Source organism: Pseudomonas sp. p99-361 (assembly GCF_003935475.1).
GTDB lineage: Bacteria > Pseudomonadota > Gammaproteobacteria > Pseudomonadales > Pseudomonadaceae > Aquipseudomonas > Aquipseudomonas juntendi.
This window is the reverse complement of record NZ_RHQO01000067.1, coordinates 1-25401: the sequence shown is the minus strand read 5'-3', so window position 1 is coordinate 25401 and position 25401 is coordinate 1. Positions and strand designations below refer to the sequence as shown.

22 protein-coding genes are annotated in these 25401 nt (G+C 63.6%); 12 read left to right on the top strand and 10 right to left on the bottom strand.

Annotated features, from left to right (window positions below; genetic code table 11):
- Positions 1-133 precede the first annotated feature (133 nt).
- Entirely contained in the window at positions 134-982 is an 849-nt protein-coding gene (gene map / locus EGJ22_RS21625) for a type I methionyl aminopeptidase (RefSeq protein ID WP_033691076.1), read from the bottom strand.
- 208 nt (positions 983-1190) lie between these two features.
- Here map and EGJ22_RS21620 point away from each other — a divergent pair, with 208 nt between their 5' ends.
- From EGJ22_RS21620 to EGJ22_RS21575, 10 genes are all read left to right on the top strand, one after another.
- Positions 1191-5216 (top strand): bifunctional nitrate reductase/sulfite reductase flavoprotein subunit alpha, encoded by a 4026-nt coding sequence (locus EGJ22_RS21620; protein WP_125920397.1) that lies wholly within the window; start codon positions 1191-1193, stop codon positions 5214-5216.
- Between the two features lie 295 nt (positions 5217-5511).
- Positions 5512-8064: a nitrite reductase large subunit NirB gene (gene nirB, locus EGJ22_RS21615; RefSeq protein WP_125920396.1), complete on the top strand. Its 2553-nt coding sequence runs from the start codon at positions 5512-5514 to the stop codon at positions 8062-8064.
- A complete protein-coding gene (gene nirD / locus EGJ22_RS21610; RefSeq protein WP_054890372.1) occupies positions 8064-8426 on the top strand; it encodes a nitrite reductase small subunit NirD in 363 nt (120 codons plus the stop codon). The genes nirB and nirD overlap by 1 nt, the downstream gene beginning before the upstream one ends.
- A 172-nt stretch (positions 8427-8598) precedes the next feature.
- On the top strand, positions 8599-9531 hold the full coding sequence (gene pcaQ, locus EGJ22_RS21605; RefSeq protein ID WP_009686234.1) for a pca operon transcription factor PcaQ: 933 nt from the start codon (positions 8599-8601) through the stop codon (positions 9529-9531).
- A 193-nt stretch (positions 9532-9724) separates the two neighbouring features.
- Complete coding sequence (locus tag EGJ22_RS21600) at positions 9725-10489, top strand: FKBP-type peptidyl-prolyl cis-trans isomerase (RefSeq protein WP_009686235.1); 765 nt, start codon at positions 9725-9727, stop codon at positions 10487-10489.
- Between the two features lie 289 nt (positions 10490-10778).
- On the top strand, positions 10779-11219 hold the full coding sequence (locus EGJ22_RS21595) for a YkvA family protein (protein ID WP_029885873.1): 441 nt from the start codon (positions 10779-10781) through the stop codon (positions 11217-11219).
- Positions 11220-11296: 77 nt separating this feature from the next.
- Positions 11297-11467, top strand: a complete 171-nt coding sequence (locus tag EGJ22_RS21590; RefSeq protein ID WP_009686237.1) for a YhfG family protein — start codon at positions 11297-11299, stop codon at positions 11465-11467.
- A complete protein-coding gene (locus tag EGJ22_RS21585; protein WP_125920395.1) occupies positions 11464-12081 on the top strand; it encodes a Fic family protein in 618 nt (205 codons plus the stop codon). The genes EGJ22_RS21590 and EGJ22_RS21585 overlap by 4 nt, the downstream gene beginning before the upstream one ends.
- A 283-nt stretch (positions 12082-12364) precedes the next feature.
- A complete protein-coding gene (locus EGJ22_RS21580; protein WP_125920394.1) occupies positions 12365-12703 on the top strand; it encodes a helix-turn-helix transcriptional regulator in 339 nt (112 codons plus the stop codon).
- Positions 12700-13068, top strand: coding sequence for a hypothetical protein (locus EGJ22_RS21575; protein WP_009686241.1), 369 nt, complete (start codon positions 12700-12702; stop codon positions 13066-13068). The genes EGJ22_RS21580 and EGJ22_RS21575 overlap by 4 nt, the downstream gene beginning before the upstream one ends.
- A gap of 96 nt (positions 13069-13164) precedes the next feature.
- On the opposite strand, the gene EGJ22_RS21570 is transcribed toward EGJ22_RS21575, so the two are convergent.
- The gene (locus EGJ22_RS21570) at positions 13165-15246 is read right to left on the bottom strand and encodes a carboxy terminal-processing peptidase (RefSeq protein ID WP_165944151.1); all 2082 of its coding nucleotides are present in this window, start codon (positions 15244-15246) and stop codon (positions 13165-13167) included.
- A gap of 143 nt (positions 15247-15389) precedes the next feature.
- Here EGJ22_RS21570 and EGJ22_RS21565 point away from each other — a divergent pair, with 143 nt between their 5' ends.
- Positions 15390-16352, top strand: coding sequence for an NAD(P)H-quinone oxidoreductase (locus EGJ22_RS21565; protein WP_009686243.1), 963 nt, complete (start codon positions 15390-15392; stop codon positions 16350-16352).
- Positions 16353-16458: 106 nt separating this feature from the next.
- Here EGJ22_RS21565 and EGJ22_RS21560 read toward each other — a convergent pair whose 3' ends face one another.
- From EGJ22_RS21560 to EGJ22_RS21535, 6 genes are all read right to left on the bottom strand, one after another.
- Complete coding sequence (locus EGJ22_RS21560) at positions 16459-17112, bottom strand: HAD family phosphatase (protein WP_009686244.1); 654 nt, start codon at positions 17110-17112, stop codon at positions 16459-16461.
- Positions 17113-17126: 14 nt separating this feature from the next.
- Positions 17127-18116, bottom strand: coding sequence for an ABC transporter ATP-binding protein (locus tag EGJ22_RS21555; protein ID WP_009686245.1), 990 nt, complete (start codon positions 18114-18116; stop codon positions 17127-17129).
- Between the two features lies 1 nt (position 18117).
- Entirely contained in the window at positions 18118-18912 is a 795-nt protein-coding gene (locus EGJ22_RS21550; RefSeq protein ID WP_009686246.1) for an ABC transporter permease, read from the bottom strand.
- On the bottom strand, positions 18902-19750 hold the full coding sequence (locus EGJ22_RS21545) for an ABC transporter permease subunit (protein WP_125920393.1): 849 nt from the start codon (positions 19748-19750) through the stop codon (positions 18902-18904). The genes EGJ22_RS21550 and EGJ22_RS21545 overlap by 11 nt, the downstream gene beginning before the upstream one ends.
- On the bottom strand, positions 19729-20535 hold the full coding sequence (locus tag EGJ22_RS21540; protein ID WP_009686249.1) for an alkaline phosphatase family protein: 807 nt from the start codon (positions 20533-20535) through the stop codon (positions 19729-19731). The genes EGJ22_RS21545 and EGJ22_RS21540 overlap by 22 nt, the downstream gene beginning before the upstream one ends.
- Before the next feature lie 138 nt (positions 20536-20673).
- Positions 20674-21738, bottom strand: a complete 1065-nt coding sequence (locus EGJ22_RS21535; RefSeq protein WP_125920392.1) for an ABC transporter substrate-binding protein — start codon at positions 21736-21738, stop codon at positions 20674-20676.
- Between the two features lie 318 nt (positions 21739-22056).
- On the opposite strand from EGJ22_RS21535, the gene EGJ22_RS21530 reads away from it, so the two are divergent.
- Positions 22057-22770: a UTRA domain-containing protein gene (locus tag EGJ22_RS21530; RefSeq protein ID WP_009686252.1), complete on the top strand. Its 714-nt coding sequence runs from the start codon at positions 22057-22059 to the stop codon at positions 22768-22770.
- Positions 22771-22870: 100 nt separating this feature from the next.
- On the opposite strand, the gene EGJ22_RS21520 is transcribed toward EGJ22_RS21530, so the two are convergent.
- Complete coding sequence (locus EGJ22_RS21520) at positions 22871-25024, bottom strand: mechanosensitive ion channel family protein (RefSeq protein ID WP_009686253.1); 2154 nt, start codon at positions 25022-25024, stop codon at positions 22871-22873.
- A gap of 44 nt (positions 25025-25068) precedes the next feature.
- Entirely contained in the window at positions 25069-25236 is a 168-nt protein-coding gene (locus EGJ22_RS26210; protein ID WP_009686254.1) for a hypothetical protein, read from the bottom strand.
- Positions 25237-25401: the final 165 nt, after the last annotated feature.

Here is a 25401-nt window from a genome sequence, read left to right as displayed (position 1 = left end):
GGTTCGAGTCCCGTCCGCTGCGCCATATTCAACTTCCAGGGCCCACTGAACACCCGGAAGTTACAAAGAAAGCGACCCTAGGGTCGCTTTTTTTGTGCCTGTATGCTTCAAGAGCCCGCAGAGCGCTTCAGTTTCAGCCCCAGCGTTCTTCTTCACGCAACGTCAGCACTTCGAAACCGTCGTCCGTCACCGCCACCGTGTGCTCCCACTGCGCCGACAAGCTGTGGTCGCGGGTAACCACCGTCCAGCCATCTTTCAGTTCGCGCGTGCCGCGCCCACCCTGGTTGATCATCGGTTCGATGGTGAAAACCATGCCTGGCTTGAGCTTCATGCCCATGCCGCGCTGGCCCACGTGCAACACCTCCGGTGCTTCATGCATCTGCTGGCCGATACCATGCCCACAGTATTCGCGCACCACGCTGTAGCCCGCGGCCTCGGCATGGGCCTGCACGGCGTGGCCGATGTCACCCAGCGTGGCCCCAGGGCGCACCTGCTCGATGCCTTTCCACAGCGCTGCATAGGTGGTGTCGACCAGGCGGCGGGCCTCGTCGCTGATCGTGCCAATGCAGTACATCTTCGAGGCGTCGGCGATGTAGCCGCCCTGTTCCAGGGTAATGTCGACGTTGACGATCGAGCCTTCCTCAAGCACCTCGTCGGCTTTGGGCATGCCATGGCACACCACATGGTCCACCGACGTATTGAGCGAGTAGGGGAACCCGTACTGGCCCTTGCTCGCAGGCCGGGCCTTGAGCGTTTCGACAATGTAGGCTTCGGCGCGGTCGTTGATTTGCAGGGTGGTCACGCCGGGGCGGATGAAATTGTCGAGGTCAGCGAATACCTGGGCCAGCAACTGGCCGGCCCGGCGCATCAGCTCGAGTTGGGCGGGGGTCTTGAGGATCACCTGGGGCATGGGGAAAGGGCGGTTGCTCATGCTGGAATTTGCCCCAGCATAGCGCCAGCGGGTGTGAAGTTGCCACCGCATGGTGCGCAGGGTGCGCACGGTACGCCAGAGCGCGGGCGTGGTAGAAGCGTCTGCTCCAGCTGGCCCACTAATTGCTGGCTACCTCCCATCCCGGGCCATCAACGTCGACAGCCCGCACATTCTCACGACAAAGGCGCCGTGTTGCCCCCGCTTGCTGCTGCAGGCCGGGGCAGCCGGCGCCTTTTTGCGTTTCCACAGGAGCCCGCCCATGGTCAATAACGAAGTGCGCAGCGTATGCCCGTATTGCGGGGTTGGTTGCGGCATCGTCATGAGCGTTGCCGATGGCAAGGTCGGCAAGATCAGCGGCGACAAGCAGCACCCCAGCAACTACGGCCGGCTGTGCACCAAGGGCCTCACCGCCCACTTGCCGCTGACGGCGGCCGGGCGCATGGAAGACGCCTACCTGCGCCAGCAACGCAACCAGCCGCCGGTGCGCGCCAACATGGACCAGGCCATTGCCGAGAGTGCTAAGCGCCTGCGTGGCATCATCGACCAGCATGGGCCAGACGCCGTAGCGCTCTACGTGTCCGGGCAGATGTCGCTGGAGGCCCAGTACCTGGCCAACAAGCTGGCCAAGGGTTTCATTCGCACCCGCCACATCGAGTCCAATTCGCGCTTGTGCATGGCCAGTGCCGGCAGCGGCTACAAGCTGTCGCTAGGCGCCGACGGCCCGCCTGGCAGCTACGAGGATTTCGAGCACGCCGATGTGTTTCTGGTGATCGGTTCGAACATGGCTGACTGCCACCCGATCCTGTTCCTGCGCCTGCTCGACCGGGTCAAGGCGGGGGCCAAACTGATCGTCGTCGATCCCCGGCGCAGCGCCACGGCCGACAAGGCCGACCTGTTCCTGCAGCTGCGCCCCGGCAGCGACATGGCCTTGCTCAATGGCCTGCTGCACCTGCTGCATCGCAATGGCCACACCCAACCGGACTTCATCGCCCGCCATACCGAAGGCTGGGACGACATGCCCGCCTTGCTCGATGACTACAGCCCCGAACGGGTGGCCGCCATCACCGGGCTGGCCGAGGCCGACATCGTCAAGGCCGCGCAATGGATCGGCAGCGCCGGCAACTGGATGAGCTGCTGGACCATGGGGCTGAACCAGAGCATTCATGGCACTTGGCACAGCAATGCCATCTGCAACCTGCACCTGGCCACCGGTGCCATTTGCCGCCCTGGCAGCGGGCCGTTCTCGTTGACCGGCCAGCCCAATGCCATGGGCGGCCGCGAAATGGGCTACATGGGGCCCGGCTTGCCCGGCCAGCGCTCGGCGCTGGTGGCGGCCGACCGTGCCTTCGTCGAACAGCAGTGGCAACTGCCACCCGGTAGCCTGCGCAGCGAAGCCGGCGAGGGAACGGTGGCCCTGTTCGAGCAACTCAAGGCCGGCGAGGTGAAAGCCTGCTGGATCATCTGCAGCAACCCGGTTGCCAGTGTCGCCAACCGCCAGCAGGTGCTCGACGGCTTGCGCCAGGCCGACCTGGTGATCGCCCAGGACGCCTTCCTCGACACCGAAACCAACCGTTACGCCGATATCCTGCTGCCTGCTGCGCTGTGGGCCGAAGGCGAGGGCGTGATGATCAACAGCGAACGCAACCTGACCCTGATGCCCCGCGCTGTCGAGCCGCCCGGGCAAAGTCTGCCGGACTGGCAGATCATCGCCCGTGTGGCCTGCGCGATGGGCTATGGCGAGGCCTTCGATTACCCGAACGCCGAGGCGGTGTATGAGGAAATTCGCCGCTTTCACAACCCGGCCACCGGCTATGACCTGCGTGGCATCAGCTATGCCGACCTGCGTCAGCAACCCCGGCAGTGGCCCAGCGCCCCGGGGCGCGAGCAGCACCGCAGCCCGCTGCGTTACCTGAACGATGGCAGCAGCCAGGCGCTGCTGCTCGATGACCAAGGGCAGCGGCCGGCTATCGCCTTCCCCACGGCCAGTGGCAAGGCTCGCTTCTTCGCCCGGCCCTGGTTGCCCGCCGCTGAGTTGCCAGATGACGCCTACCCCCTGGTGCTCAACACCGGCCGCGTGCAGCACCACTGGCATACCCTGACCAAGACCGGCAAGGTACCGGCGCTGAACAAGCTAGAGCCCGGCCCGTTCGTTGAAATCCACCCGGAAGATGCCGCCCGTTTGGGCATTGCCGAGAAAGACCAGGTGGCCGTTCGCTCGCGGCGTGGCCAGGCCGTGCTCCCGGCGCGTATCAGCGACCGGGTCATGCCAGGCAACTGCTTTGCGCCGTTTCACTGGAACGACCTGTTCGGTGAGCAGCTGGCCATCAATGCCGTCACCTGCGATGCGCTCGACCCACTGTCGTTGCAGCCCGCATTCAAGCACTGCGCCGTGGCCCTGCAGCGGGTTGCCGGCGAGCGTATCGATGCCCTTGAACTGCACACCTCCGTTGCCGAGCCTGCCAGCATGCCGACCGCCACCTTGTCCCGCCTGTTAGGCCTGGACACCTTGCCGGCCCCGGTGCTGGCCGAAGACGAGCGCCACTATCTGCAAGGTTTTCTGCTGGGGCTGGCCCAGGCGCGCGCCGACGCTGTGCCCAGCCTGCCGGCCAGTGCGCCGCTGCCGGCCAGCCGGCGTATGTTCGTTGACGGCTTGCTGGCCGGGCTGTTCGCGACCCCGGCCCAGGCACCGGCCGCGGCGCCAGCCCAGCCGCTGCACCAGGTGGTATGGGCTTCGCAGACCGGCAACTGCGAAGTGCTGGCCGAGCGCTGCGCCGAACGCCTGCGCGGCGCAGGCCTGCAGGTGCAGCTCAGTTGCATGCAGGCGACCCGCCCCAGCCAACTGCGCGGTGCTGCCAGCGTGGTGTTCATTACCAGCACGTTCGGTGATGGCGAGGCCCCCGACAGTGCCGCGAACTTCTGGCAGGCGTTGCAGGGTGAGGAGGGCGGCCACTGTGCTGAGCTGCCGTATGCCGTGCTGGCCTTGGGCGACTCCAGTTATGAGCAGTTCTGTGGTTTTGGCCGCAAGCTGGACCAGCGGCTGGCCGAGCTGGGCGGCCGGCGCCTGCTGCAACGGGTGGAGTGCGAGCCCGACTTCGACGAAGCGTTTGCCGGCTGGCTGGAGGTGCTGCTGCCAAGCCTGGGCAGCACCGCCGCGGCACAGCCGGCCGGCGCAGCGGCACCCGTGGCGGCTTACACCAAGCAGCAGCCCTGGGCGGCTACCCTGCTGGAAAACCGCCTGCTCAACGGCCCCGGTGCCAGCAAGGAAACCCGCCAGTTGGTCTTCGACCTCAGTGGCAGCGGTTTCACCTACGCCGCCGGCGACGCCCTGGGGGTATGGCCACGCAATTGTCCGGCGCTGGTCGCAGAACTGCTGGCGCTGATGCAACTCGACGGCCAGGCGCTGGTGGAATTGAAGGGCCAGCCCGCCATGCCGCTGGCCGAAGCCCTGCAGGCACACCTGGAAATCGCCAAGGTCACCCCACAGCAACTGCAGGTGTTCGCCGCTAATGCCCCCGACCTGCAGCGCCTGCTGCAGCCTGAGTGCAAGGCCGAACTGCAAGCGTGGTTGTGGGGCCGGCAACTGGTCGATGTGTTGCGCGCCTTCCCGCAGCAACTGCCACTGGCCAGTTGGCTCGCGTTGCTCAAGCCGTTGCAGCCACGGCTGTACTCGATCAGTTCCAGCCCACTGGCGCACCCGCAACAGGTCCACCTGACCGTTTCCACGGTGCGCTACGGTGATCGCAACGGTGTGTGCTCCAGCTTCCTGGCCGACCGGGCACAGGCGTTGAAGGTGGGGATCTTCCCGCAGGTGTCGAAGCACTTCCGCCTGCCTGAGGACGATGGTGTGCCGTTGATCATGGTCGGCCCTGGCACTGGCATTGCGCCGTTTCGGGCGTTCCTTGAAGAGCGCGAAGCGCGCGGCGCCAGCGGGCCGAACTGGCTGTTCTTCGGCGAGCAGCACGCTGCGAGCGACTTTTATTACCAGGCGCAATTGCAGGCCTGGCAAGCCACGGGGCACCTGCGGCTGGACACGGCGTTCTCGCGTGACCAAGCGCAAAAGATCTACGTGCAGACGCGCATGCTCGAGCACGGTGCGCAGCTGTGGCAATGGTTGCAGGCCGGGGCGTACTTCTATGTCTGCGGTGATGCCCAGCGCATGGCCAGGGATGTGGACGCGGCCTTGCGGGCGATTGTCGCCGAGCATGGCGGCATGGATGCGGCGGCGGCTGATGCCTACGTCGACGGCCTGAACCAGGCCCGGCGCTACCGGCGTGACGTGTACTGATGTGCACCGCGATGGGCTGCAGTGCACTGTGAATGTGCGCAGCCGGTGCCGGGTGGCGGGCGAGCGAGCCCGCTGCTGCAAAGGCCTGGAACGCTGTGCAGGCCCGTGCAGGCGCGGGTTTGCGCGTAACGTGTCCACCCCCGGCAACGGGCTTGGCACACTCCCTGCTTAGCCCATGTAACAACAAAGCCCACTGATCAACGGCGATCAACCGGGCCCCCTACCGTGATGAATACAGGCAAAGGCGCCTGGAGCTTCGGCTCCAGGCGCTTTTTTTTTGATCGAGGATCGGCTTATGAAGGCAACAGCGAGCAGCGGGCAACGAGAGCGACTGGTCATCGTCGGCAACGGCATGGTCGGCCACCACTGTGTCGAACAACTGGTCAGCCGCGGCGCCCTGCAGCAGTTCGAGGTACGGGTGTTCGGCGAGGAGCGCCAGCGCGCCTACGACCGAGTGCACCTGTCCGAGTACTTTGGCGGTAGCTGTGCCGAAACCCTGGCCCTGTGCGAGCACGACTTCTACGCCGCCAGCGGCGTGTACCTGCACCTTGGCGAAGCGGTCCTGCAGATCGATCGCGAGCGGGGCGAGGTGGTTACCGCTCAAGGCCGCTACGGCTACGACCAACTGGTCCTGGCGACCGGTTCCTACCCCTTTGTGCCGCCGATCGAGGGCTCCAGCGGTGATGCCCGCCTGGTCTACCGTACCCTCGACGACCTCGATGGCATTCGCGCTGCCGCCGCCAGCGCCCGCCGTGGTGTGGTGGTGGGGGGTGGCCTGCTGGGGCTGGAAGCAGCCAACGCCCTCAAGTCGCTCGGCCTGGAAGCCCACGTGGTGGAGTTCGCGCCACGGCTGATGCCGGTGCAGCTGGATGGCGAGGGCGGCGCAGCGCTCAAGGCACAGATCGAAGCGCTGGGCGTGGGGGTGCACCTGTCGCGTGCCACCCAGTCGATCAGCCAGGGCGACGCCTACCGTTACCGCATGAACTTCGACGGTGGCCAATACCTGGAAACCGACCTGATCGTGTTCTCCGCTGGCATTCGCCCACAAGATGCCCTTGGCCGTGCCTGCGGCCTGGACATCGCCCCACGCGGCGGGGTGGTGATCGACGAGCACTGCCGCAGCAGTGACCCGCGCATCTTTGCCATCGGTGAATGTGCATCGTGGAACGGCAGCGTGTTCGGCCTGGTCGCGCCCGGCTACAGCATGGCGCGCAACCTGGCGGCATTGCTCTGCGGCGAGGCACCGGTGCCGTTCAGCGGTGCCGACATGTCGACCAAGCTCAAGCTGCTGGGGGTGGACGTCGGTTCGATCGGTGATGCCCACGGTGCTACGCCCGGTGCACGCAGCTACCGCTTCATCGACGAAGCCAACAGCGCCTACCGGCGGCTGGTGGTGGATGCCAGCGGCAAGCATGTGCTGGGTGCGGTACTGGTTGGCGACAACAGCTATTACGACACCTTGCTGCAGTATGCCCAGAATGGTATTGCCCTGCCGGCCGACCCTGCCGCGCTGATCCTGCCGCAAGGCGGCGCAGCACCAGCGCTGGGGGCCGACGCCTTGCCCGACAGCGCCACCATCTGCTCCTGCCATAACGTCAGCAAGGGTGCAGTCTGTGCCGCCGTCGACAGCGGCTGCAGCGACCTGGCTGCGGTCAAGGGCTGCACCAAGGCGGCAACCGGCTGTGGCGGCTGCGCGGCCTTGCTCAAGCAAGTCTTCGAGCATGAACTGACGGCCCGCGGTGTAGCGGTGGACAAAAGCCTGTGCGAGCACTTCGCCTACACCCGGCAAGAACTCTACGCCATGGTGCGGGTGGAGGGCATCCGCACCTTCAGCGAACTGCTCGCCCGTCACGGCAAGGGCCACACCGGCTGTGACATCTGCAAGCCGGCGGTGGGCAACATCCTTGCCTCCTGCTGGAACCAGCCGATCATGGACCCGGCGCTGGTGCCGCTGCAGGATACCAACGACACCTTCATGGCCAATATGCAGAAAAACGGCACCTACTCAGTGGTGCCGCGTATTCCGGGGGGTGAAATCACCCCGGACAAACTCATCGTGATTGGCCAGGTGGCCAAGAAGTACGACCTGTACACCAAGATCACCGGCGGCCAGCGCATCGACCTGTTCGGCGCCCAGCTGCACGAATTGCCGCTCATCTGGGGGGAGTTGATCGAGGCCGGTTTCGAAACAGGCCATGCCTACGGCAAATCGACCCGCACGGTGAAGTCGTGCGTGGGCAGTACCTGGTGCCGCTACGGCGTGCAGGACAGCGTGGCCATGGCCCTGCGCCTGGAAGACCGCTACAAGGGCCTGCGCAGCCCGCACAAGCTCAAATTCGCCGTGTCTGGCTGCACCCGCGAATGTGCCGAGGCCCAGAGCAAGGACATTGGCGTGATCGCCACCGACAAGGGCTGGAACCTGTACGTGTGCGGTAACGGCGGCATGCGCCCGCGGCATGCCGAACTGTTTGCCACCGACCTGGACGACGAAACCCTGGTACGCCTGATCGACCGCGTGCTGATGTTCTATATCCGCACCGCCGACAAGCTGCAGCGCACTTCGGTGTGGCGTGAAAACCTCGAGGGCGGGCTGGACTACCTGAAACAGGTGGTCATCGACGACAGCCTGGGCCTGGCCAGCGAACTGGAAGCGCAGATGCAGCATGTGGTCGACCAGTATCAGTGCGAATGGGCCAACGCCCTGAACGACCCTGAGAAGCTCAAGCGCTTCCGGACCTTTGTCAACGACCAGCGCGCCGACCCGGACGTGCACTTCGTGCGTGAACGCGAACAACGCCGGCCTGCCGCGCCGCTGCACCTGATCCCCACTGTCGAGGAGGCTGTCTGATGATGCTGTCCAATGCTGCTGTGAACAAACGCGAGAACTGGCAGGCCGTGTGCCGGGCGCAAGACCTGGTGGCCGACTCCGGTGTGGTGGTGTGGCTCGACGGTGCCCAGGTCGCGCTGTTCTATCTGCCTGGCCAAGCCCAGGCGCTGTACGCGGTGGACAACCGTGACCCACGCTCCGGGGCCAACATCATCGGCCGCGGCTTGGTGGGGAGCGTGCAGGGTGAGCTGGTGGTGGCGGCGCCTTTGTACAAGCAGCATTTCAGCCTGCACACTGGGGAATGCCTGGAGGACAGCGGGCAGCGCTTGCGGGTGTGGCCGGTGCGGTTGAAGGGTGACGCGGTGGAACTGGCTGTGGCCTGATTCTCGTGTATTGCCAGTGCCGGCCCTTTCGCGGGCTTGCCCGCTCCTACAGGTACAGCGCAGCCCTCAAGCCCTGCGATGAATCTGTGGGAGCGGGCGAGCCCGCGAAGAGGCCCGAACAGGCAGCGCGACCCGGATACGCTACAGGTGGCGATGCGGTAAGCTTGCCGGCATGAACCTCGACACCCGCATCAAGTACCGCCACCTGCTGTGCTTTCTGGAGATTGCCCGGCAGGGCAGCCTGGCCAGGGCTGCCAACGTGCTCGCCATCAGTCAGCCAGCGATCTCCAAGACCCTCAAGGAGCTCGAAGACCTGCTGGAAACCCGGCTGTTCGCGCGCAGCCGCCAAGGGGTCGAGCTGACGCCGGCCGGTACGCGCTTCATGCGCTATGCCGGGCCCAGCGTGCAAGCTCTGCGCGATGGCGTCAGCAGCCTGCGCGGCGAGGCACGGGCGCCGTCGCAGGTCCGCATCGGCGTGTTGTCCACGGTCGAGGGCCTGCTCATGCCCGAAGTGCTGTGCCGCCTGCATCAGCGCCATGAGGCGCTGGTGATCCGGGTAGTCACCGGGGTCAGCGCACAGCTGCTTGGCCAACTGCACCTGGGGGAACTGGAGCTGGTGGTCGGGCGCATGACCGACAGCCCGCAAATCCAGGGTTTGTCGTTCGAGCACCTGTACAGCGAGTCGATGAGCCTGGTGGTACGCCCAGGTCACCCACTGCTGGCCCGCACCCCCGTGGAGCGCGGCCAGGTAGGGCGTTACCCCTTGGTCTTGCCGCCTGCGGGTACCACCATCCGCCAGCATGCCGACAGCCTGTTCGTGCAATGCGGCATCCAGATGCCGGCGCAGCGCCTGGAAACGCTGTCCCTGGCGTTGAGCCGGCGCTACCTGCTGAGCAGTGACGGCGTGTGGGTGGCGCCGCGCGATGCCGTGCTGCTCGACCTGCGCCGTGGCGAGCTGGTCGAGCTTGACCTGGGTGTGCGTGAACCCGGTGGCTCGGTGGGCATCTGTCGCAATGCGGCCCTGCCGCAAAGCCTGCCGGGACAGTGGGTGTGTGAGGTGCTGCGCGAAGTGGCCGGGCAGTACCGCGAGGGCGTTTACCCCTGAGCCGGCGCTGTCAGCAGGGCGCTCAGCGCCTTGAGGTGGAACCGGCAGCCGCAAGGCTTTTCTGCCGTGCGCGAGGCTGTGGAACTATTCCCTGTTTGTTGGCTCTTATGCCGGTAGCCATGGGTTGGGGACGCCTGATAAGCTCGCGGCTTCTACCCTGATTGCCCTTATGGCGCATGAACAAGGAAATGACATGAAACAGCATCGTTTGGCGGCTGCGGTTGCCCTGGTTGGCCTGGTACTGGCTGGCTGTGATCAACAGGCCAGCAGCCCCGAGCTGAAGACCCCGGCGCAGAAAGCCTCCTACGGAATCGGCCTGAACATGGGCAAGAGCCTGGCTCAGGAAGGCATGGAAGACCTTGATTCCAAAGCAGTCGCCCTCGGTATCGAAGACGCCGTTGGCAAGAAAGAACAGCGTATCAAGGATGAAGAGCTGGTAGAGGCCTTCACCTCGCTGCAGAAACGTGCCGAAGAGCGCCTGGCCAAGGCCAGCGAAGAAGCCGCCTCTGCCGGCAAGAAGTTCCTTGAGGAAAACGCCAAGAAGCCGGGTGTCGTCACCACCGCTTCGGGCCTGCAGTACGAAGTGATCAAGAAAGCCGACGGCCCGCAGCCCAAGCCGACCGACGTGGTGACTGTACACTACGAAGGCAAGCTGATCGATGGCAAGGTCTTCGACAGCTCCGTCGAGCGCGGCAGCCCCATCGACCTGCCGGTGAGCGGCGTCATCCCGGGTTGGGTCGAAGGCCTGCAGCTGATGCACGTTGGCGAGAAATACAAGCTGTTCATCCCGGCTGAACTGGCCTACGGTGCACAAAGCCCAAGCCCGCTGATCCCGGCCAACTCGGTACTGGTGTTCGATCTTGAACTGATCGCCATCAAGGACCCGGCCCAGCTGCAAGGCGCTGAGCCGGACGCTGAAGCCCCCGCTGAAGCGCCTGCCGAAGCCCCTGCCAAGTAATACTGGCTGTTTGCCGAAAACGCCCCGTCTTTACGGGGCGTTTTCGTTTTAGCTGCTTGGACGAACCTGCCACTGCTGATACTGTCCGAGGAAATGCAGCGTGAAGAAGTAGGACGCTTCTGACGCAAGTCGCTCGCGGCGCTGGTAGCAACAGCCTGTAACGACTGTGTAAAAAACGCCCGATCTGACCGGGGCCCTTGCCTGGCAGGCACCCAGGGTCAGAAACTGTGGCCTGTTCACAAGGTTATCCACAATAAATGTGGATAACCTTTTCCCTCTCGGAGGTTCCATGAGCGCACCCTGGAATTTCGCCCGTTTCCTGCCCTTGGCCGAGCGCCTGCTCAGCCGCGGCCGGTTGCCGGCCTTGCTGTTCGCCGTGGCGCGCAAAGGCCCACGCCTTGGCCAGTTGCGTGACGACGTGAAATTGCTGCAGTCGCTGTGCCTGGCATGGTGGCGCGGCGAATACCGCGCCATCAGCCCCAAGGCGCTGGTGACCATCGTCGCTGGCCTGCTGTATTTCGTCAGCCCCATCGACGCTATCCCCGACTGGTTGCTGGGCGTCGGGTTCCTCGACGACATCGCAGTGCTGGGCTGGGTACTGAAAACCGTGGCCGACGAACTGGCCCGCTTCAGAGCCTGGCGCGACAGCCAGGCACCCGAGCGGCTACGCGTGGTCGAGCGGCTGCCCGCGACACCGGAAGCACTGCGCCTGGAGCGCAATACCCGGTAAAACCGAACTTTTGGGTAGCTGGCCTGGCTTGGAGTCTGTCGGCTACAATGACACCTACAGACATTAGAGACTCGTCCATGGACAAGCTAAGCCTGCACGCCAAAAAAGCGTGGTTCGCCAAGCATCGCACTGCGAATTTCGAAAACAGCCTGCGCCTTGAAGGCTTTATCGTGCCGCCAGACGACGGCAAAGCGAAGTTGCCTGCCCGTGCTGCTGCACGCGAAGCCGTGCGGCAACTCAAGGCTTGAGTGTCGACAAGTATGGGGTCTATCAAGACCCTGATTGCTACCCTGACACGGACGTCCTGAAGAACCTTCTCAATCTGCGCAATGCAGAGGATCTGACGGAAGCTGAGCGTTACCTCACCCAGGTAGCGGCATCGCAGCTGGAGTTCGAAGGGCCTCCATACGATCTAGGTACATTAAAACGAATTCACCGCTGTCTGTTTTCCAGTATCTACAGTTGGGCTGTCGAAACTCGATCCGTAAAGATCAGCAAGGGCCATAGCCACTTCTGTGTACCGGACCGTATCGAGCCAGAGGTAGCGAAAGAGTTTTCCAGAATGGCGCGGGCGGGCTGGTTTGAAGGCTACTCTCGTGATTCGCTCGTGGTTTCCGTTGCTCAATCGTATGGAACATTGAATGTCGCTCATCCCTTCCGTGAAGGTAATGGTCGGGCTCAGCGTGTTCTGTTTGAATGGCTAGTCGTGAACGCTGGTTTCGAGATTACCTGGGGACGGGTTGGCCAGGAGCAGTGGGTAGCGGCGAATATCGAGTCTTTTCAAGGCAATGACCAGGCTTTGGAGCTCGTCTTCAATCAATGTATCGGCGCTCCGATCAGGGAAGTCAACGATCCATCTTGATACTTGTTCTCTGATTCTGTGGGTGCTTCAGCGATTGCAAACTGGCGGTGACATTCATTGGGGGCCGACCTCGTCTGACGATGTCCGCTCTCAAGCACGCCTGCTGGAAATCTCTTACAATGAGATATAACAGAAGGGGAGCAGCCCGATTGCTGTTCGCTATTGGCTGTCATCCGGTTGGATGAGAGGGCAGGGTTGCCGCGCTGTATTGCAACGCCTATGCCGGCTCCCCCAGATAGGCCGTATGGATTGCATGCTGTAATCCTTGTTGAAGGGGTTTGTAATGGGTATTCAGGTCATCAGCCGCGACGGTCAGCCCGAGTACGCCGTGGTTCCCTGGGAGCAGTACCAGGCGCTGCTGCAGGCTGCAGGGCAGGCACCTGCCGAGGCCGGTGCCTGCGAGCCGGCTCCAGCCGCAGCCGTTGCAGCGCTGCCGGCGTTCAGTGAAGTTGCACAGATCCGCCAGGCCAAGGGCATCGCGCCTGAGCAACTGGCGCGCACTGTTGGGGTCAGCCCGGCCTACCTAGCCATGATCGAATCAGGCGAACGCCACCCGGATGCCGCCATCCGCCGTGCCCTGGCCTGGCACCTGGGGGTCGCAGGCTGGAGCGAGCCATCATGAGCCAGGTCAGGATCAGCCGTCAGCATTGGGACAACCTGCTGGGCGAGCTTGACCTGGCCCGCCGTCAACGTCACTTGCTGACTTACAGAGCGCTGATCGAGCGCTTGCAATTGCCCAGCCCGGCCATGCAGACACTCACCGCTGCGCTGGAATACCTGGCGGTGCTGGACGCGCGTGCCGAGCAACCGCTGCGCAGTTCGTTGGTCATCAGCCAGGGCGCCAGCCGCTTGCCGCGTACCGGCTTTTTCGAATGCGTAGAGCGCCTGGGGCGCTTCTCCGGCCCGATCGACGGTATGGAGGCCGCGTCGTGGCATGCTTCCGAAGTGGTGCGGGTGTTCGAATACAGCTACCCCGAAAGCGCCTGATCGCCAGCTGCACCGGGTTTTATCCAGGCAGGCACAAAATGAAAGGGCCGGGCATTTGCATGCCCGGCCCTTGTTATGTCGCGACAGCCAGCGGCCTTACTTCTTGGCCACTTTGCTGCTGGCGCTGAGGTAGTCGATCAGGATGCGACCGGTTTCTGCCAGGTAGGCGTCGTCTTCCGGCTTGGTGTTTTCATCCTCGGCCGGCAGCGCGTCTTCGTCCTCTTTCTTCAGCTCTTTGAGTGGCTCTTCACCCTTGGCCTTGCGGCGGGTGTTTTCCAGCGCCAGTTGTTTCGCCTCGATCTCGTCGTGGCGGGCACGGCGGTCCTGCTCGTTGAGGCTGACGGTTTTCTCGTTCATCAGCTTCTGGGTCAGGGCCAGGCGGTCGCGGATGTAGGTGAACTCGGCATCCTTGTCGCTACGTGCCTCATGCTGGGCCTTGAGCTGCGCCAGGAACGGTTTGAACGGGTCGGCAGCGGGCTTGACCACCGGGCGGATGGTGTCCCACGGCATGGCCTCGGGCAGGGCGCTTTCGCCGATTTCCTTGGTGTCGATGATCGATGGGTAGTCGATGTCCGGCAGTACGCCCTGATGCTGGGTGCTCTGCCCGGATACCCGGTAGAACTTCGCCAGTGTCAGCTTCAGCTCGCCATGGTTGAGCGGCTGGATGGTCTGCACGGTGCCCTTGCCGAAGGTCTGGCCGCCAATGATCAACGCGCGGTGGTAGTCCTGCATGGCACCGGCGAAAATCTCCGAGGCCGATGCCGAGAGGCGGTTGACCAGCAGCGCCAGCGGCCCTTTGTAGAAGGCACCGGGGTTTTCGTCTTCCAGCACGTCGACCCGGCCATCGCTGTTGCGCACCAGCACCGTCGGGCCTTTCTCGATGAACAGGCTGGTCAGTTCGGTGGCTTCCTGCAACGAGCCGCCGCCGTTGTTGCGCAGGTCGATGACCACGCCGTCGACTTTTTCTTTCTGCAGCTCGGTGAGCAGTTTCTTCACGTCACGCGTGGTGCTCTTGTACTCCGGGTCGCCGGCGCGGTAGGCCTTGAAGTCCAGGTAGAAGGCCGGGATCTCGATGATGCCCAGCTTGTAGTCACGCCCGTCCTGCTTGAGCTTGAGCACAGACTTCTTCGCCGCCTGCTCTTCCAGCTTCACCGCTTCGCGGGTGATCGACACGATCTTGCTGGTCTGATCGCTCGGTGCGTTGCTGGCCGGGATGACTTCCAGGCGCACCACCGAGCCTTTCGGGCCGCGGATCAGCTTGACCACTTCATCCAGGCGCCAGCCGACCACGTCGACCATTTCCTTGTTGCCCTGGGCGACACCGATGATCTTGTCTGCCGGTGCCACCTGCTTGGTCTTGGCTGCCGGGCCGGCCGGCACCAGGCGCACGATCTTGACCTGGTCGTTGTCGCTTTGCAGCACTGCGCCGATACCTTCCAGCGACAGGCTCATGTTGATGTCGAAGTTTTCCGCGTTGTCAGGCGACAGGTAGTTGGTATGCGGGTCGTAGGACTGGGCGAAGGTGTTGATGTAGGCCTGGAAGATATCTTCGGCACGGGTCTGGTCCAGGCGCGCGAGCTGGTTCTTGTAGCGCTTGGTCAGGGTTTCCTGGATCTGCTTGGGCTCTTTGCCGGCGATCTTCTGGCGCAGCACTTCGTCTTTCACGCGTTTGCGCCACAGGTCGTCAAGCGCGGCCTGGTCCTTCAGCCATGGCGCGTCCTTGCGGTCGATCAGCAAGGTTTCCTTGGTGGTGAAGTCCATTTTGTCCACGCCCTTGTTCAGCTCGGCCAGGGCGAAGTCCAGGCGTTGCTTGACGCGGTCGAGGTAGCGCTTGTAGATGGTGAAGCCCGGGTCGAGGTTGCCGCTTTTGAGGAAATCGTCGAATTGCGTTTTCCACTTGTCGAATTCGGCGATATCGGCCGCGGTGAAGTAGCTGCGCGCCGGGTCCAGCAGCTTGATGTAGCTGTCATAGATGATGACCGAACGGGCGTCATCCAGTGGCGGCTTGCTGTAATGGTGGCGCTTGAGCAACTCCACCACATTGAGGCTGGCGACGATCTCGTCGCGGTCGGGTTGCAGGCTGTCCCATTTGTTGGCGGCCGCTGCATTGCCGCCGAGCGCGAGGCTGCCCAGGCCGATCATCATGGCCAGGGCGGTGCTTGGGAGGAAATGCTTCATGCTGATTCGACGTGGGGGCAATTGATCACGCATAGTAGGCCGTCTTTTCCGTTCGCCGGTTCCAGAAGAGCCGGGCGCATACTGCAAAAAGCCTGGGCACAACGATCCCAGGCTCGGTCATATGATTCAACTATGGAGGCACTGTGAAGGCATTGCAAGGCGTTGACGGACATGTGACCTGGGTCGAGGCCGAACGCCCGACCTGTGACGCGGGCCAAGTGCGCATCCGCGTGGCTGCGGCGGGGTTGAACCGCGCCGATTTGCTGCAGATGAAAGGTTTGTACCCACCGCCGCCAGGTGCCAGCCCGTACATGGGGCTGGAGTGCTCCGGGGTGGTCGAAGAAGTGGGCGCTGGCGCAGCCTGGCGCGTGGGTGATCGGGTCTGCGCGCTGCTGGCCAGCGGTGCCATGGCCGAGGAAGTGGTGGTCGACGCCCGCCACGTACTGCCGGTGCCCGAAGGCCTTGGCCTGCATGAAGCCGCTGCACTGCCGGAGGTGTACGCCACTGCCTGGCTGAACATCTTCCAGCTTGGTGCGCTGAAGGCGGGCGAGAAGGTCCTGGTGCACGCCGGTGCCAGCGGCGTCGGCTCGGCAGCCATTCAGCTGTGCAAGGCGTTTGGCAGCCCGGTCTGGGTCAGCGTCGGCTCGGCGGACCGCCTGGCCTATTGCCAGGCCTTGGGCGCAGCAGGTGGCGTGGTGCGTAACCAGAACCTCGACGCACTGGAAGGGCTGGGCCCGTTCGACGTGATTCTTGACCCGGTGGGGGCCAGCTATGGTGAACTCAACCTCAAACTGCTGGCCCGTGACGGGCGCTGGGTGATCATCGGCCTGATGGGCGGCCGCACGTTCGAGCTGGACTTGGCTCAGGTACTGGGCAAGCGCCTGGGGATCACCGGTTCTACCCTGCGCAACCGTGATGACAGCTTCAAGGCCGAGCTGCTGCGCGAGTTGCAGCAGCAGGTGTGGCCGCTGTTCAGCGAAGGGCGCCTGTCGCCGCAACTGGTCGATACCTACCCTGTGGAGTTCGCCCAGGCGGCGTATGCCGAGCTGGAGACCAACCAGGTGTCGGGCAAGTTGGTGATGGTGATCGACCCGAGCCTGGCTTGAGGTTGCCGGGGCTGCTGGGCAGCCCATCGCGACACAAGGCCGCTCCTACAGGAGCTTGCATTTGCCTGTAGGCGCGGCCTTGTGTCGCGAAGCGCCCCCATGTCCCTCAAGTCCAACTCAAGATAGGCCAGCCATTCTTCTCGGCGTGCTCGCGCAACACCCCATCCGGGTTCACCGCATACGGGTGATCCACCTTCAACAACAACGGCAGGTCATTCCTCGAATCGGAATAGAAGCTCGCCCCCTCCAGGTTCTCCTGCTCCTGGTCCAGCCATTCCAACAGCCGGGTAATCTTGCCCTCGCGGTAGGTCAGTACCCCATGGGTGTTGCCGGTATACACCCCGTTCACCGCCTCCAGCTCGATCGCCAGGTATTCATCTATGCCCAGGCGCGCCGCAATCGGCCCGACCAGGTGCGTGCCTGAAGCCGAAATGATCAGAATGCGGTCACCGCGCTTGCGGTGCTCGGCAATGCAGCGGCAGGCGTCGCCGTAGATGATTGGCTCGATCACCTCTTCAACCCACGGCTCCACCAGGTGCTCGACCTCTTCCAAAGTGCGCCCGGCAATCGGCTCCAGGCTGAAGGCCATGTAGTCCTCCATCTGCAGGTGGCCTTTGCCGTACGCTTCCATCAGCTCATGGTCGCGGCGCAGGAATTCCTTGCCATCGACCCAGCCCAACCGGGCCATCTGTTCACTCCACAGCGACGCGCAGTCGCCGTGGATCAGGGTTTCGTCCAGATCGAAAATTGCCAATGCCATCGTGTTGCATCTCCTTAGGCCACTTCGCGTAGCGCCGTGGGGTCGATCGACAGGCTCACCCGTTGCCCGTCTGCATGCAGGTCGGCCGGTGAGCGGTTGAGTACGTCGACCACCAGTTCCACGCCACGCACTTGAACGCGGTAGCGGATCACGTTGCCCAGCAGGCTATGGCTGCGTACCTCGGCGTCGCGCTCACCCGCCAGGCCCAAGGTGATGGATTCCGGGCGGATCGCCAGGCGGCAGGCTATCGGGCGTTGCAGCAGGCGGCTGGCGCTGTCGGCGTCAAGCAGGTTGTAGTTGCCGATAAAGCCTGCGGCAAACAGGTCCACCGGCGCAGTGTAAAGGGTTTCGGCATCGCCGCTTTGCACAATGCGCCCCTGGTTCATCAGGAAGATACGGTCAGACATGGTCAGCGCCTCTTCCTGGTCGTGGGTGACGAAGATGGTCGTCAGCCCCAGTTCGCGCTGGATCGCGCGAATTTGCTCGCGCAGGTGCTTGCGGATACGTGCATCCAGTGCCGACAGCGGCTCGTCGAGCAGCAACAGGCGTGGCCGGGTGACCAGCGAGCGGGCCAAGGCCACGCGCTGGCACTGGCCGCCCGACAACTGGTGCGGGTAGCGCCCGGCAAAGGTGCCCAGCTCGACCAGGTCCAGTGCCTCGCGCACGCGCCGCTGGCATTCCTCGGCCTTGACCTTCTGCATGCGCAGGCCAAAGGCAACGTTCTGCTCCACGGTCATGTTGGGGAACAGCGCGTAGCTCTGGAACACCATGCCGATGCCGCGTTGCTGCGGGCTCAGCGGCACGATGTCGTGGCCGTCCAGCAGGATCTGCCCGCGGTCCACCGGGGTGAGCCCGGCGATGCAACGCAGCAGCGTGGACTTGCCGCACCCGGAGGGGCCGAGCAGGGTGACGAATTCGCCGCGCTCGATGTGGCAGTCGATGTTCTCGAAAACCGGGTTGCCGGCATAGCGCTTGTGTAATTGCTGTACGCTGACGAAGCTCATGTCAGGTCTTGTCCTTGTTCAGGCGGTTGGCAACCCAGGTCAGTACCAGCACGAAGGCGAAGTAGGAAATCACCAGCGCGCTGTTGAAGTGGCCGCTGCTGTTGCGCATGTTGTTCAGGTACACCTGCAGGGTCTCGTAGCGGGTGCCGACCAGCAGGTTGGCGAACACGAATTCCCCGAACAGGAACGAGAACGACAGCAACAGCGCCACCATCAGGCCCTTGCGCAGGTTTGGCAGCACCACCAGCAGTGCGGCTTGCCAGGTGCTGGCGCCGAGCAGCTGGGCGGCGTCCATCAGGTCGTGCAGGTGAATGGCCTGCAGGTTGTTGGTGATCGCCCGGTACATGAACGGCAGGGCGATGGTGAAGTAGCAGCCGATCAGGATCCACGGCGTGCCGACCATGGCCATCGGCCCGCTGCCGTACAGCTGCAGCAGCCCTACCGACGACACCACCGGCGGTACCGCGAAGGGCAGCAGGATCAGGATGTTCATCAGCCCGTCCAGCCTGGGGAAATGGTAGTGGACCACGAACAACAGCGGCAGGATCAGTACCACCGACAGCAGCAGCGCCCCCACGCAGACCAGCAGCGACTGGCCGAACGCCGCCAGGAAGCGGGGTTCGCTCCACAGCGCGATGTACCACTTGAACGTCAGGCCGCTGGGCAGCAGGCTGGCCGACCAACTGGTAGCCAGCGAGTAGAGCAGGGTGCCGGCCAGGGGCAACAGCAGAATCAGGAACAGCAGGTACACCACGGCGCGGTGGTACCAGCCGCCGGCACGGGTTTCAGCGCGCATGGTAGCTCCGTTTCAGTAGCCATTGGTGCACCACCGTGACCAGCGTCATCAGCCCTACCAGAACCATTGCCAGCGCGCTGGCCAGGTTGGGGTCGAGGCTGATGTCACCGGCCACCAGGCCAGCGATGCGGATCGGCAGTACGTTGAAGTTGCCAGTGGTCAGCGCGTACACGGTGGCGTACGCGCCAAGGGCATTGGCCAGCAGGATGACGAAGGTGCCCAGCAGGGCCGGGATCAGCACCGGCAGGCCGATGTGCCGCCAGAACTGCCAGTGGCTGGCGCCCAGCAGTGCTGCCGATTCACGCCAGTCTTCGCGCAGTGCGTCGAATGCCGGGTACAGCAGCAGCACGCCCAGCGGGATCTGGAAGTAGGTGTACACCAGGATCAGGCCGTTTCTGGAATAGATGCTGAAGTCTTCCAGCAGGCCGATCTGCTTCAGCAGCAGGGTCAGTGCGCCGTTGAAACCGAGCAGGATGATGAAGGCAAAGGCCAGCGGCACCCCGGCGAAGTTGCTGGTCATGTTGGCGAAAGCGCTGACGAAGTCGCGCAGCCTCGAGTCTACCTGGCGCAGCGAATAGGCACCGAGGGTCGCGATGACGATACCGAACAGGCTCGACCAGAAGCTGATCTCCAGGCTGCGTTGCAACGCCTGCAGGTAGAACTTAGAGGTGAACACCTTGCTGAAGTTGGCCAGGCCCCATCCAGCCTCCGATTGCAAGCTGTTGATCGCCACCCAGGCCAGCGGGGCGATCTGGAAGATGACGAAGAACGCCGCGAACGGCAGTAGGCACAGCAAGGCCATGTAGCGGCTGCGGTTCACTTGAGCAACTCCCTGCATACCGTTTTGTCGTGCGCCACGCCCAGCAGCTCGCAGATGGTGCCGCATAGCTCGGTCTGCTGTGGCTTGGCGGCCGGGTCAAGGCTGAAGGCTTCGCCAAAGACGAACAGCGGCACTTCGCGTTCCTCGGTGAGCAAGCCATTGTGCGAGCGGTCGTTGTTCATGCCGTGGTCGGCAGTGACCAGTACCTGGTAGCCCTCTTCGAGCCAGCCTGGCAGGTAGTCGGCCAGCAGGATGTCCACGCTGCGCGCGGCATTGCGGTACTGGCTGCTGTCCAGGCCATGGTGGTGGCCGACATCATCGATGCTCATGGGGTGCAACAGCAGAAAGTTCGGGGCGTGCCGCCGGCGCAGGTACTCGCCGTCGGCCAGCAGGTGTGAGTCGGGGTAACGGTCGTCCCAATAGAACAGCCCGTGCTGGATCGGCAGCTTCGGGGCGTGGGTATGGCGGTCGCGCTGCGGGTCGAAAGGCGAGCGGTTGTACAGTTCGCTCATCCAGTGATAGGCCGCTGCCGCCGTGCCCAGGTTGGCCTCGCGCGCGTAGTGGAACACGCTGCGTTGGTTGGACAGGCGGTTGACGCCGTTGTGCACGATACCGCTGTCGATGGGCGCTACGCCGGTGAGGATGCATTCGTACAACGGCCGTGACAGCGATGGCAATTCGCATTCCACGCGGTACAGCGCGGCGCGGTCGGCCTCGACATAAGCGTGCAGGTGGCCCATGGCATGGTGGGCGACCTGGTAGTTGAGGCCGTCGAGCAGGACCAGGATGACGTTGTGTTGCATGGTGGCTCCCAATGAGCTGCAGGCGGTTCTAGCTGAAAGCTGAAAGTTGCAAGCTGCAAGCCGCAAGCTGCAAGAAGAAGCCGGCATGGCGCTCACCGGCTTCCACTTGTAGCTTGCAGCTTGCTACTTGAAGCTTCTTCATTCCATCTCGATGATCACCTGCTCCTGCCACAATTGCGGCAGCTTCTTCGAGGTCGCTTCCCAGGCTTCGGCATTCTTGATCGGCTGGGCCGCACTGTATTGCTCATTGGGCAGCAGTTTGGCCTGCACTTCTTCCGGCAACTTCATGTGCTCGGCCCGGATCGGCCGTGCATGCCCCTTGGCCAGGTTGATCTGCCCGGCGTCGCTGAAGATGTATTCACGGGTCAGCTTGGCAGCGTTGGGGTGCTTGGCATATTTGTTGATGACGGTGGTGTAGCCGGAAATCACCGAGCCGTCGGCCGGGATCAGCACTTCAAAACGCTTGGGGTCGATCTGCTCGCGGTAGCTCAGGCCGTTGAAGTCCCATACCACGCCCACTTCAACTTCACCCTTTTCAAGGGTCTGGATGGTCGGGTTCGCCAGGGACAGGCGTTTCTGCTGGGCCAGCTTGGTAAACAGTTGCAGGCCTGGGGCCAGGTTGCTCTCGTCACCCTTGTAAGCGATCGCCGCGGCCAACACGCCATTGGCCGCCTGGGCAGCGGTACTCACGTCACCGATAGCGACCTTGTACTTGCCTTTCTCCAGGTCGTGCCAGGTTTTCGGGCGTTCGCCTTCCTTGACCAGATCCTTGTTGATGATGAAGGCGATGGTGCCGGTATAGGCCAGTGCCCAGTGGCCGTCTTCATCCTTGGCCCATGCCGGCACCTGGTCCCAGGTGCTGGGCTTGTACGGCTGGCTGACACCCTTGGCCACTGCAATCGGGCCGAAGGCGGCGCCCACGTCACCGATATCGGCGCTGGCGTTGTCTTTCTCGGCCTCGAACTTGGCCAGCTCCTGCGCCGAGCTCATGTCGGTGTCGCTGTGCTTGAGGCCATATTTGCTGGCCAGGTCTTCCCAGGTGCCTTTCCAGTTGGCCCAGGCATCGGGCATGCCCACGCTGTTGATGGTGCCTTCCTTGCGGGCGGCGTCTTCCAGCGCCTTGAGGTCAGGGCCGGCGGCCAGCGCCGAGGTGCACAGGGTAATGGCCGAACCGAGCAGTGACGCCATGAACAACTTTTTCATCCGAAGCTCCTTGGTATGGGTGCCTGTAGCGATCGTTGTTAGGAGTGAAGGGGTTGTCTGGTGACCGTTGGTCTAGGTCAGCAAACCTTGAGCCAAGGTAGGCCGCTTGCGTGACAATTTGATGTAGGGGTACACCGGCAACGGCCCTGCGACTAAAGCGTAGACCACGGAATTCAACCGGTCGGGCGGCCTTGGCGCGTTTCTGGCAAGGGTCGCGGCAGGCGCTTGTCACAGGATATTCATCAGCCCTGCCTAGGCTGCACTAATCTTCACAGGCCCCTTTATGGGGCTGGACTAGTCCAGATAGGTAACCTTTTGATGCAGTCGACGCCCCCGCGTGCGGTAACAGCCATCTGCCATGCCCTGCAGGAGCAGATCGAGCACGGCTTGCTGGAACCGGGCGGCAAGTTGCCGGCCGAGCGCCGGCTGAGCGAGCTGTTCGGCACCACGCGCATTACCCTGCGTGAAGCGCTGGTGCAGCTTGAAGCCCAGGGCCTGATCTACCGCGAAGAGCGGCGCGGCTGGTTTGTGGCGCCGCAGCGCCTGACCTACGACCTGATCGAACGCAGCCACTTCCATGCCATGGTGCGCGCCCAAGGGCGCGTGGCCAGCACCGAGCTGCTGTCGGCGCGGCTGCAGCCAGCCCCGGCAGCCATCTGCGCGCGCCTGCAGTTGCCGGCGTTGTCCAGTGTGGTGCGCATCTGCCGATTGCGGCGCATTGATGGGCGGGCAGTGTTGTATGCCGAGCACTACCTCGCCCCCCGGTATTTTCCGGACATCCTCGAGCACGACCTGGCGCAGTCGCTGACCGAGATTTATGGGCGGGTGTATGGCATCGAGTATGGGCAGGTGTGTTTCGAGATCCTGCCCACGGCATTGCCGGTCGAAGCGGCGGGGGCGTTGAAAGTATCGGCGGGGAGCCCGGGGCTGCACATTACCCGGGTCAACAGTGACCAGTATGGGCACCTGATCGACTGTGACCTGGAGTATTGGCGGCATGATGCCATTCGTATTCGTGCTCAGGCGGGCTAGGGTGTTGGCTGCTTCGCGGGCTTGCCCGCTCCTACAGGTACTGCACAGGCCTTGAACACTGTGATTACCCTGTGGGAGCGGGCAAGCCCGCGAAGAGGCGCTAACTGGAGGAACCGGTTTCCGCCATCCCACCACCCCCAGCGGTCACCACCTGTACCGACAACCGTGGCGTCGCCAGATCCAGCCCGGCCTCGTCCAGCTGCCGCTTCAGCGCCAGGTTGAACGCCCGCGACACTTCCCATTGCTTGATCGGCGCGGTCTTGAACCGTGCCCGCAACACCGCCGAACCCGACTCGAAGCTTTCCACCCCCTGCAGCTCCAGCGGCGACCAGATATTGCGGCGCATCAGTGGGTCGTTGCGCAGCTTTTGCCCGACTTCGCGAATCAGCGTGATGGCCTGGTCGATGTTCATGCTGTGCGGGATCGCCACCCGGAAGATCGCGTAACCGAACTCCCGCGAGTAGTTCTTGATGCTCTTGATTTCGCTGAACGGAATGGTGTGCACGATGCCGTCGATATCGCGCAGGCGCACGGTGCGAATGGTCAGCCCCTCGACGGTGCCCAGGTGGCCGCCGACATCCACGTAGTCGTCGATGGCCAGCGAGTCTTCGATGATGATGAACAGCCCGGTGATCAGGTCGGCCACCAGCGACTGCGCGCCAAAGCCGATGGCCAGGCCAATCACGCCGGCACCGGCCAGCAGCGGGGTGACGTTCATGCCCATGTTGGCCAGGGCCACGATTACGGCAATGATGAAGATGACCACGAACATCACGTTGCGGATCAAAGGCATCATGGTTTGCGCGCGGGCATTGGCCAGCCCCCGGCGCGAACGTACCAAGGCATGGTGCACGGCGGTGTCGGCCAGAATCCACACCAGCCAGGCGACGATCAGCGTGCCGGCCAGCCCCAGCAGGCGCACGCTGATGTCGTGACCGTCGCCCTCGGCGAAGGTGATCATCGACAGGCCCCACACGCGCAAGCCCAGCTCGATGAACAGCAGCCAGATAAGGATGTGCACCAGCAGGTAGCCAAAGTTGCGCAGGCGTTCGGCATATACCGCCTGGCGCTTGGCCGCCCGCTTGGGGTTGGCTGCATGCCGCCGCACCAGGCCATTGAGCACCATGCACACCACCACCAGCACCGTGCACATCAGCGACTGGCGCAGCGCGGTGCTGGTGTCACCGGCAGAAACGAAGGTGGCGAACAGTGAAATCGCCACCAGGATCAGTGCGGGAATGAACCAGAAGCTGCCAAGGATCTCGATGGTGTCGCTGAGCGTGCGCCGGGTCAGGCGCCGGGACAGCGGCTGGTTGCGGATCAGGTGGGCAATCGGCCGGCGGAAGCGCAGGATGAACAGCCCGGTACACAGGGCGGCAATCACATTGGCCAGGGTTGCCAGCGCATGCGCCAGGTGGGTACCCAACGCCACCAGCAGGCGCGGGTCGCTCATGGCCTCGCCAAAGGCGGCGAAGCTGCCGATCAGCCACAGCGGCCGGAACGCCTGGTGCCGCAGGATATGCAGGGCACGGTGGCGGTGCGGGCCGTCGAGCAGCGAAAAGGCGATGACGCACACCGCCGAGAAGCAGGTGCCCACCACCAGCGCGTAGGCCAGCACCATGGCCAGCGATTTGCCCAGTGACGGCGGCAGCACGAAGCTCAGGTACACGGTGAACACCAGCGCCACCAGCCAGGGGCCCAGCTTGCGCAAGGCAAAGCGCACCAGGTCCCAGGTGCGTGGGTGTTGCGGCAGTTCTTCACTCAGGCCAAACCGCAGGCGTATGCGGTGGCCGACCCAGTTGAAGAAGTAGGCCAGCAGGCTCCACACGGCAATCACCGCGGCAAAGCCGAACAGGATGGCCGGCCACTGGTGCACCGGCACCATCAGTTCGGTCAGCTCGACCTGGGCCTGTTCGATTTCCGCCGCCCAGCGGTGGAAAGGGCTGGCATCGCCGCTGAACTGTTTTTCGAAGTCACTCAGCGCACCGCCGATCAGGCCGAGCACACCTTGCTCGACACTGGGCTGAGTTTGCCGGGTGGCATCGCGCAGTTTTTTCAGGTCGGCCAGCAGCTTGGCCCGTTGCTGGTCGTTCTCGAGGTTCTTGATCACCTCGTCCAGCGACTTGCCCAGTGGCTCGGTGGCCTCCGGCTGCGCGGGCGCGCTGCTGCCCAGCAGGCCGGGCAGGCCCGCTGCCTGCACCGGGGTGATGAACAGCAAGAACAGTAGGGACAGGAAACGCAGAAGGGCAGGCACTGGCAAATCTACCTCAGGTCAAACGATTGCCCGAGTGTAGAGGTTTATGTCGGCAGTTTCTCGAGGATCTTCCAGCAGGTTAGGCCAAAGATGCCCAAGGTGCCGATCCACATCATCAGCACACCGATACTGCGTTCGCGCATGCTGAAGCCAACGGTCAGCAACAGCAGGAACAGAAAAACCGGCACGAACAGGGACAAAAACGGGGACATGGACAGCAATCCTTTTGCAGTGGGGCCATGTAACAAGCATAGCGGGTGGCAAGCGAAGCGGGATTGACCTTGAGCAGGCCAGGCCCTGTCGCCGGCAAGCCGGCTCCCACAGGGAAAGCGCCAGCCCTGAAGGTTGTGCAGTACCTGTGGGAGATTCTATGGTTC

Excerpts from the sequence above, each read along its gene's own strand:
- map (WP_033691076.1), bottom strand. The coding sequence starts at position 982 with ATGCGGTGGCAACTTCACACCCGCTGGCGCTATGCTGGGGCAAATTCC.
- EGJ22_RS21620 (WP_125920397.1), top strand. The coding sequence starts at position 1,191 with ATGGTCAATAACGAAGTGCGCAGCGTATGCCCGTATTGCGGGGTTGGT.
- nirB (WP_125920396.1), top strand. The coding sequence starts at position 5,512 with ATGAAGGCAACAGCGAGCAGCGGGCAACGAGAGCGACTGGTCATCGTC.
- nirD (WP_054890372.1), top strand. The coding sequence starts at position 8,064 with ATGATGCTGTCCAATGCTGCTGTGAACAAACGCGAGAACTGGCAGGCC.
- pcaQ (WP_009686234.1), top strand. The coding sequence starts at position 8,599 with ATGAACCTCGACACCCGCATCAAGTACCGCCACCTGCTGTGCTTTCTG.
- EGJ22_RS21600 (WP_009686235.1), top strand. The coding sequence starts at position 9,725 with ATGAAACAGCATCGTTTGGCGGCTGCGGTTGCCCTGGTTGGCCTGGTA.
- EGJ22_RS21595 (WP_029885873.1), top strand. The coding sequence starts at position 10,779 with ATGAGCGCACCCTGGAATTTCGCCCGTTTCCTGCCCTTGGCCGAGCGC.
- EGJ22_RS21590 (WP_009686237.1), top strand. The coding sequence starts at position 11,297 with ATGGACAAGCTAAGCCTGCACGCCAAAAAAGCGTGGTTCGCCAAGCAT.
- EGJ22_RS21580 (WP_125920394.1), top strand. The coding sequence starts at position 12,365 with ATGGGTATTCAGGTCATCAGCCGCGACGGTCAGCCCGAGTACGCCGTG.
- EGJ22_RS21575 (WP_009686241.1), top strand. The coding sequence starts at position 12,700 with ATGAGCCAGGTCAGGATCAGCCGTCAGCATTGGGACAACCTGCTGGGC.
- EGJ22_RS21570 (WP_165944151.1), bottom strand. The coding sequence starts at position 15,246 with ATGAAGCATTTCCTCCCAAGCACCGCCCTGGCCATGATGATCGGCCTG.
- EGJ22_RS21560 (WP_009686244.1), bottom strand. The coding sequence starts at position 17,112 with ATGGCATTGGCAATTTTCGATCTGGACGAAACCCTGATCCACGGCGAC.
- EGJ22_RS21555 (WP_009686245.1), bottom strand. The coding sequence starts at position 18,116 with ATGAGCTTCGTCAGCGTACAGCAATTACACAAGCGCTATGCCGGCAAC.
- EGJ22_RS21550 (WP_009686246.1), bottom strand. The coding sequence starts at position 18,912 with ATGCGCGCTGAAACCCGTGCCGGCGGCTGGTACCACCGCGCCGTGGTG.
- EGJ22_RS21545 (WP_125920393.1), bottom strand. The coding sequence starts at position 19,750 with ATGCAGGGAGTTGCTCAAGTGAACCGCAGCCGCTACATGGCCTTGCTG.
- EGJ22_RS21540 (WP_009686249.1), bottom strand. The coding sequence starts at position 20,535 with ATGCAACACAACGTCATCCTGGTCCTGCTCGACGGCCTCAACTACCAG.
- EGJ22_RS21535 (WP_125920392.1), bottom strand. The coding sequence starts at position 21,738 with ATGAAAAAGTTGTTCATGGCGTCACTGCTCGGTTCGGCCATTACCCTG.
- EGJ22_RS21530 (WP_009686252.1), top strand. The coding sequence starts at position 22,057 with ATGCAGTCGACGCCCCCGCGTGCGGTAACAGCCATCTGCCATGCCCTG.
- EGJ22_RS26210 (WP_009686254.1), bottom strand. The coding sequence starts at position 25,236 with ATGTCCCCGTTTTTGTCCCTGTTCGTGCCGGTTTTTCTGTTCCTGCTG.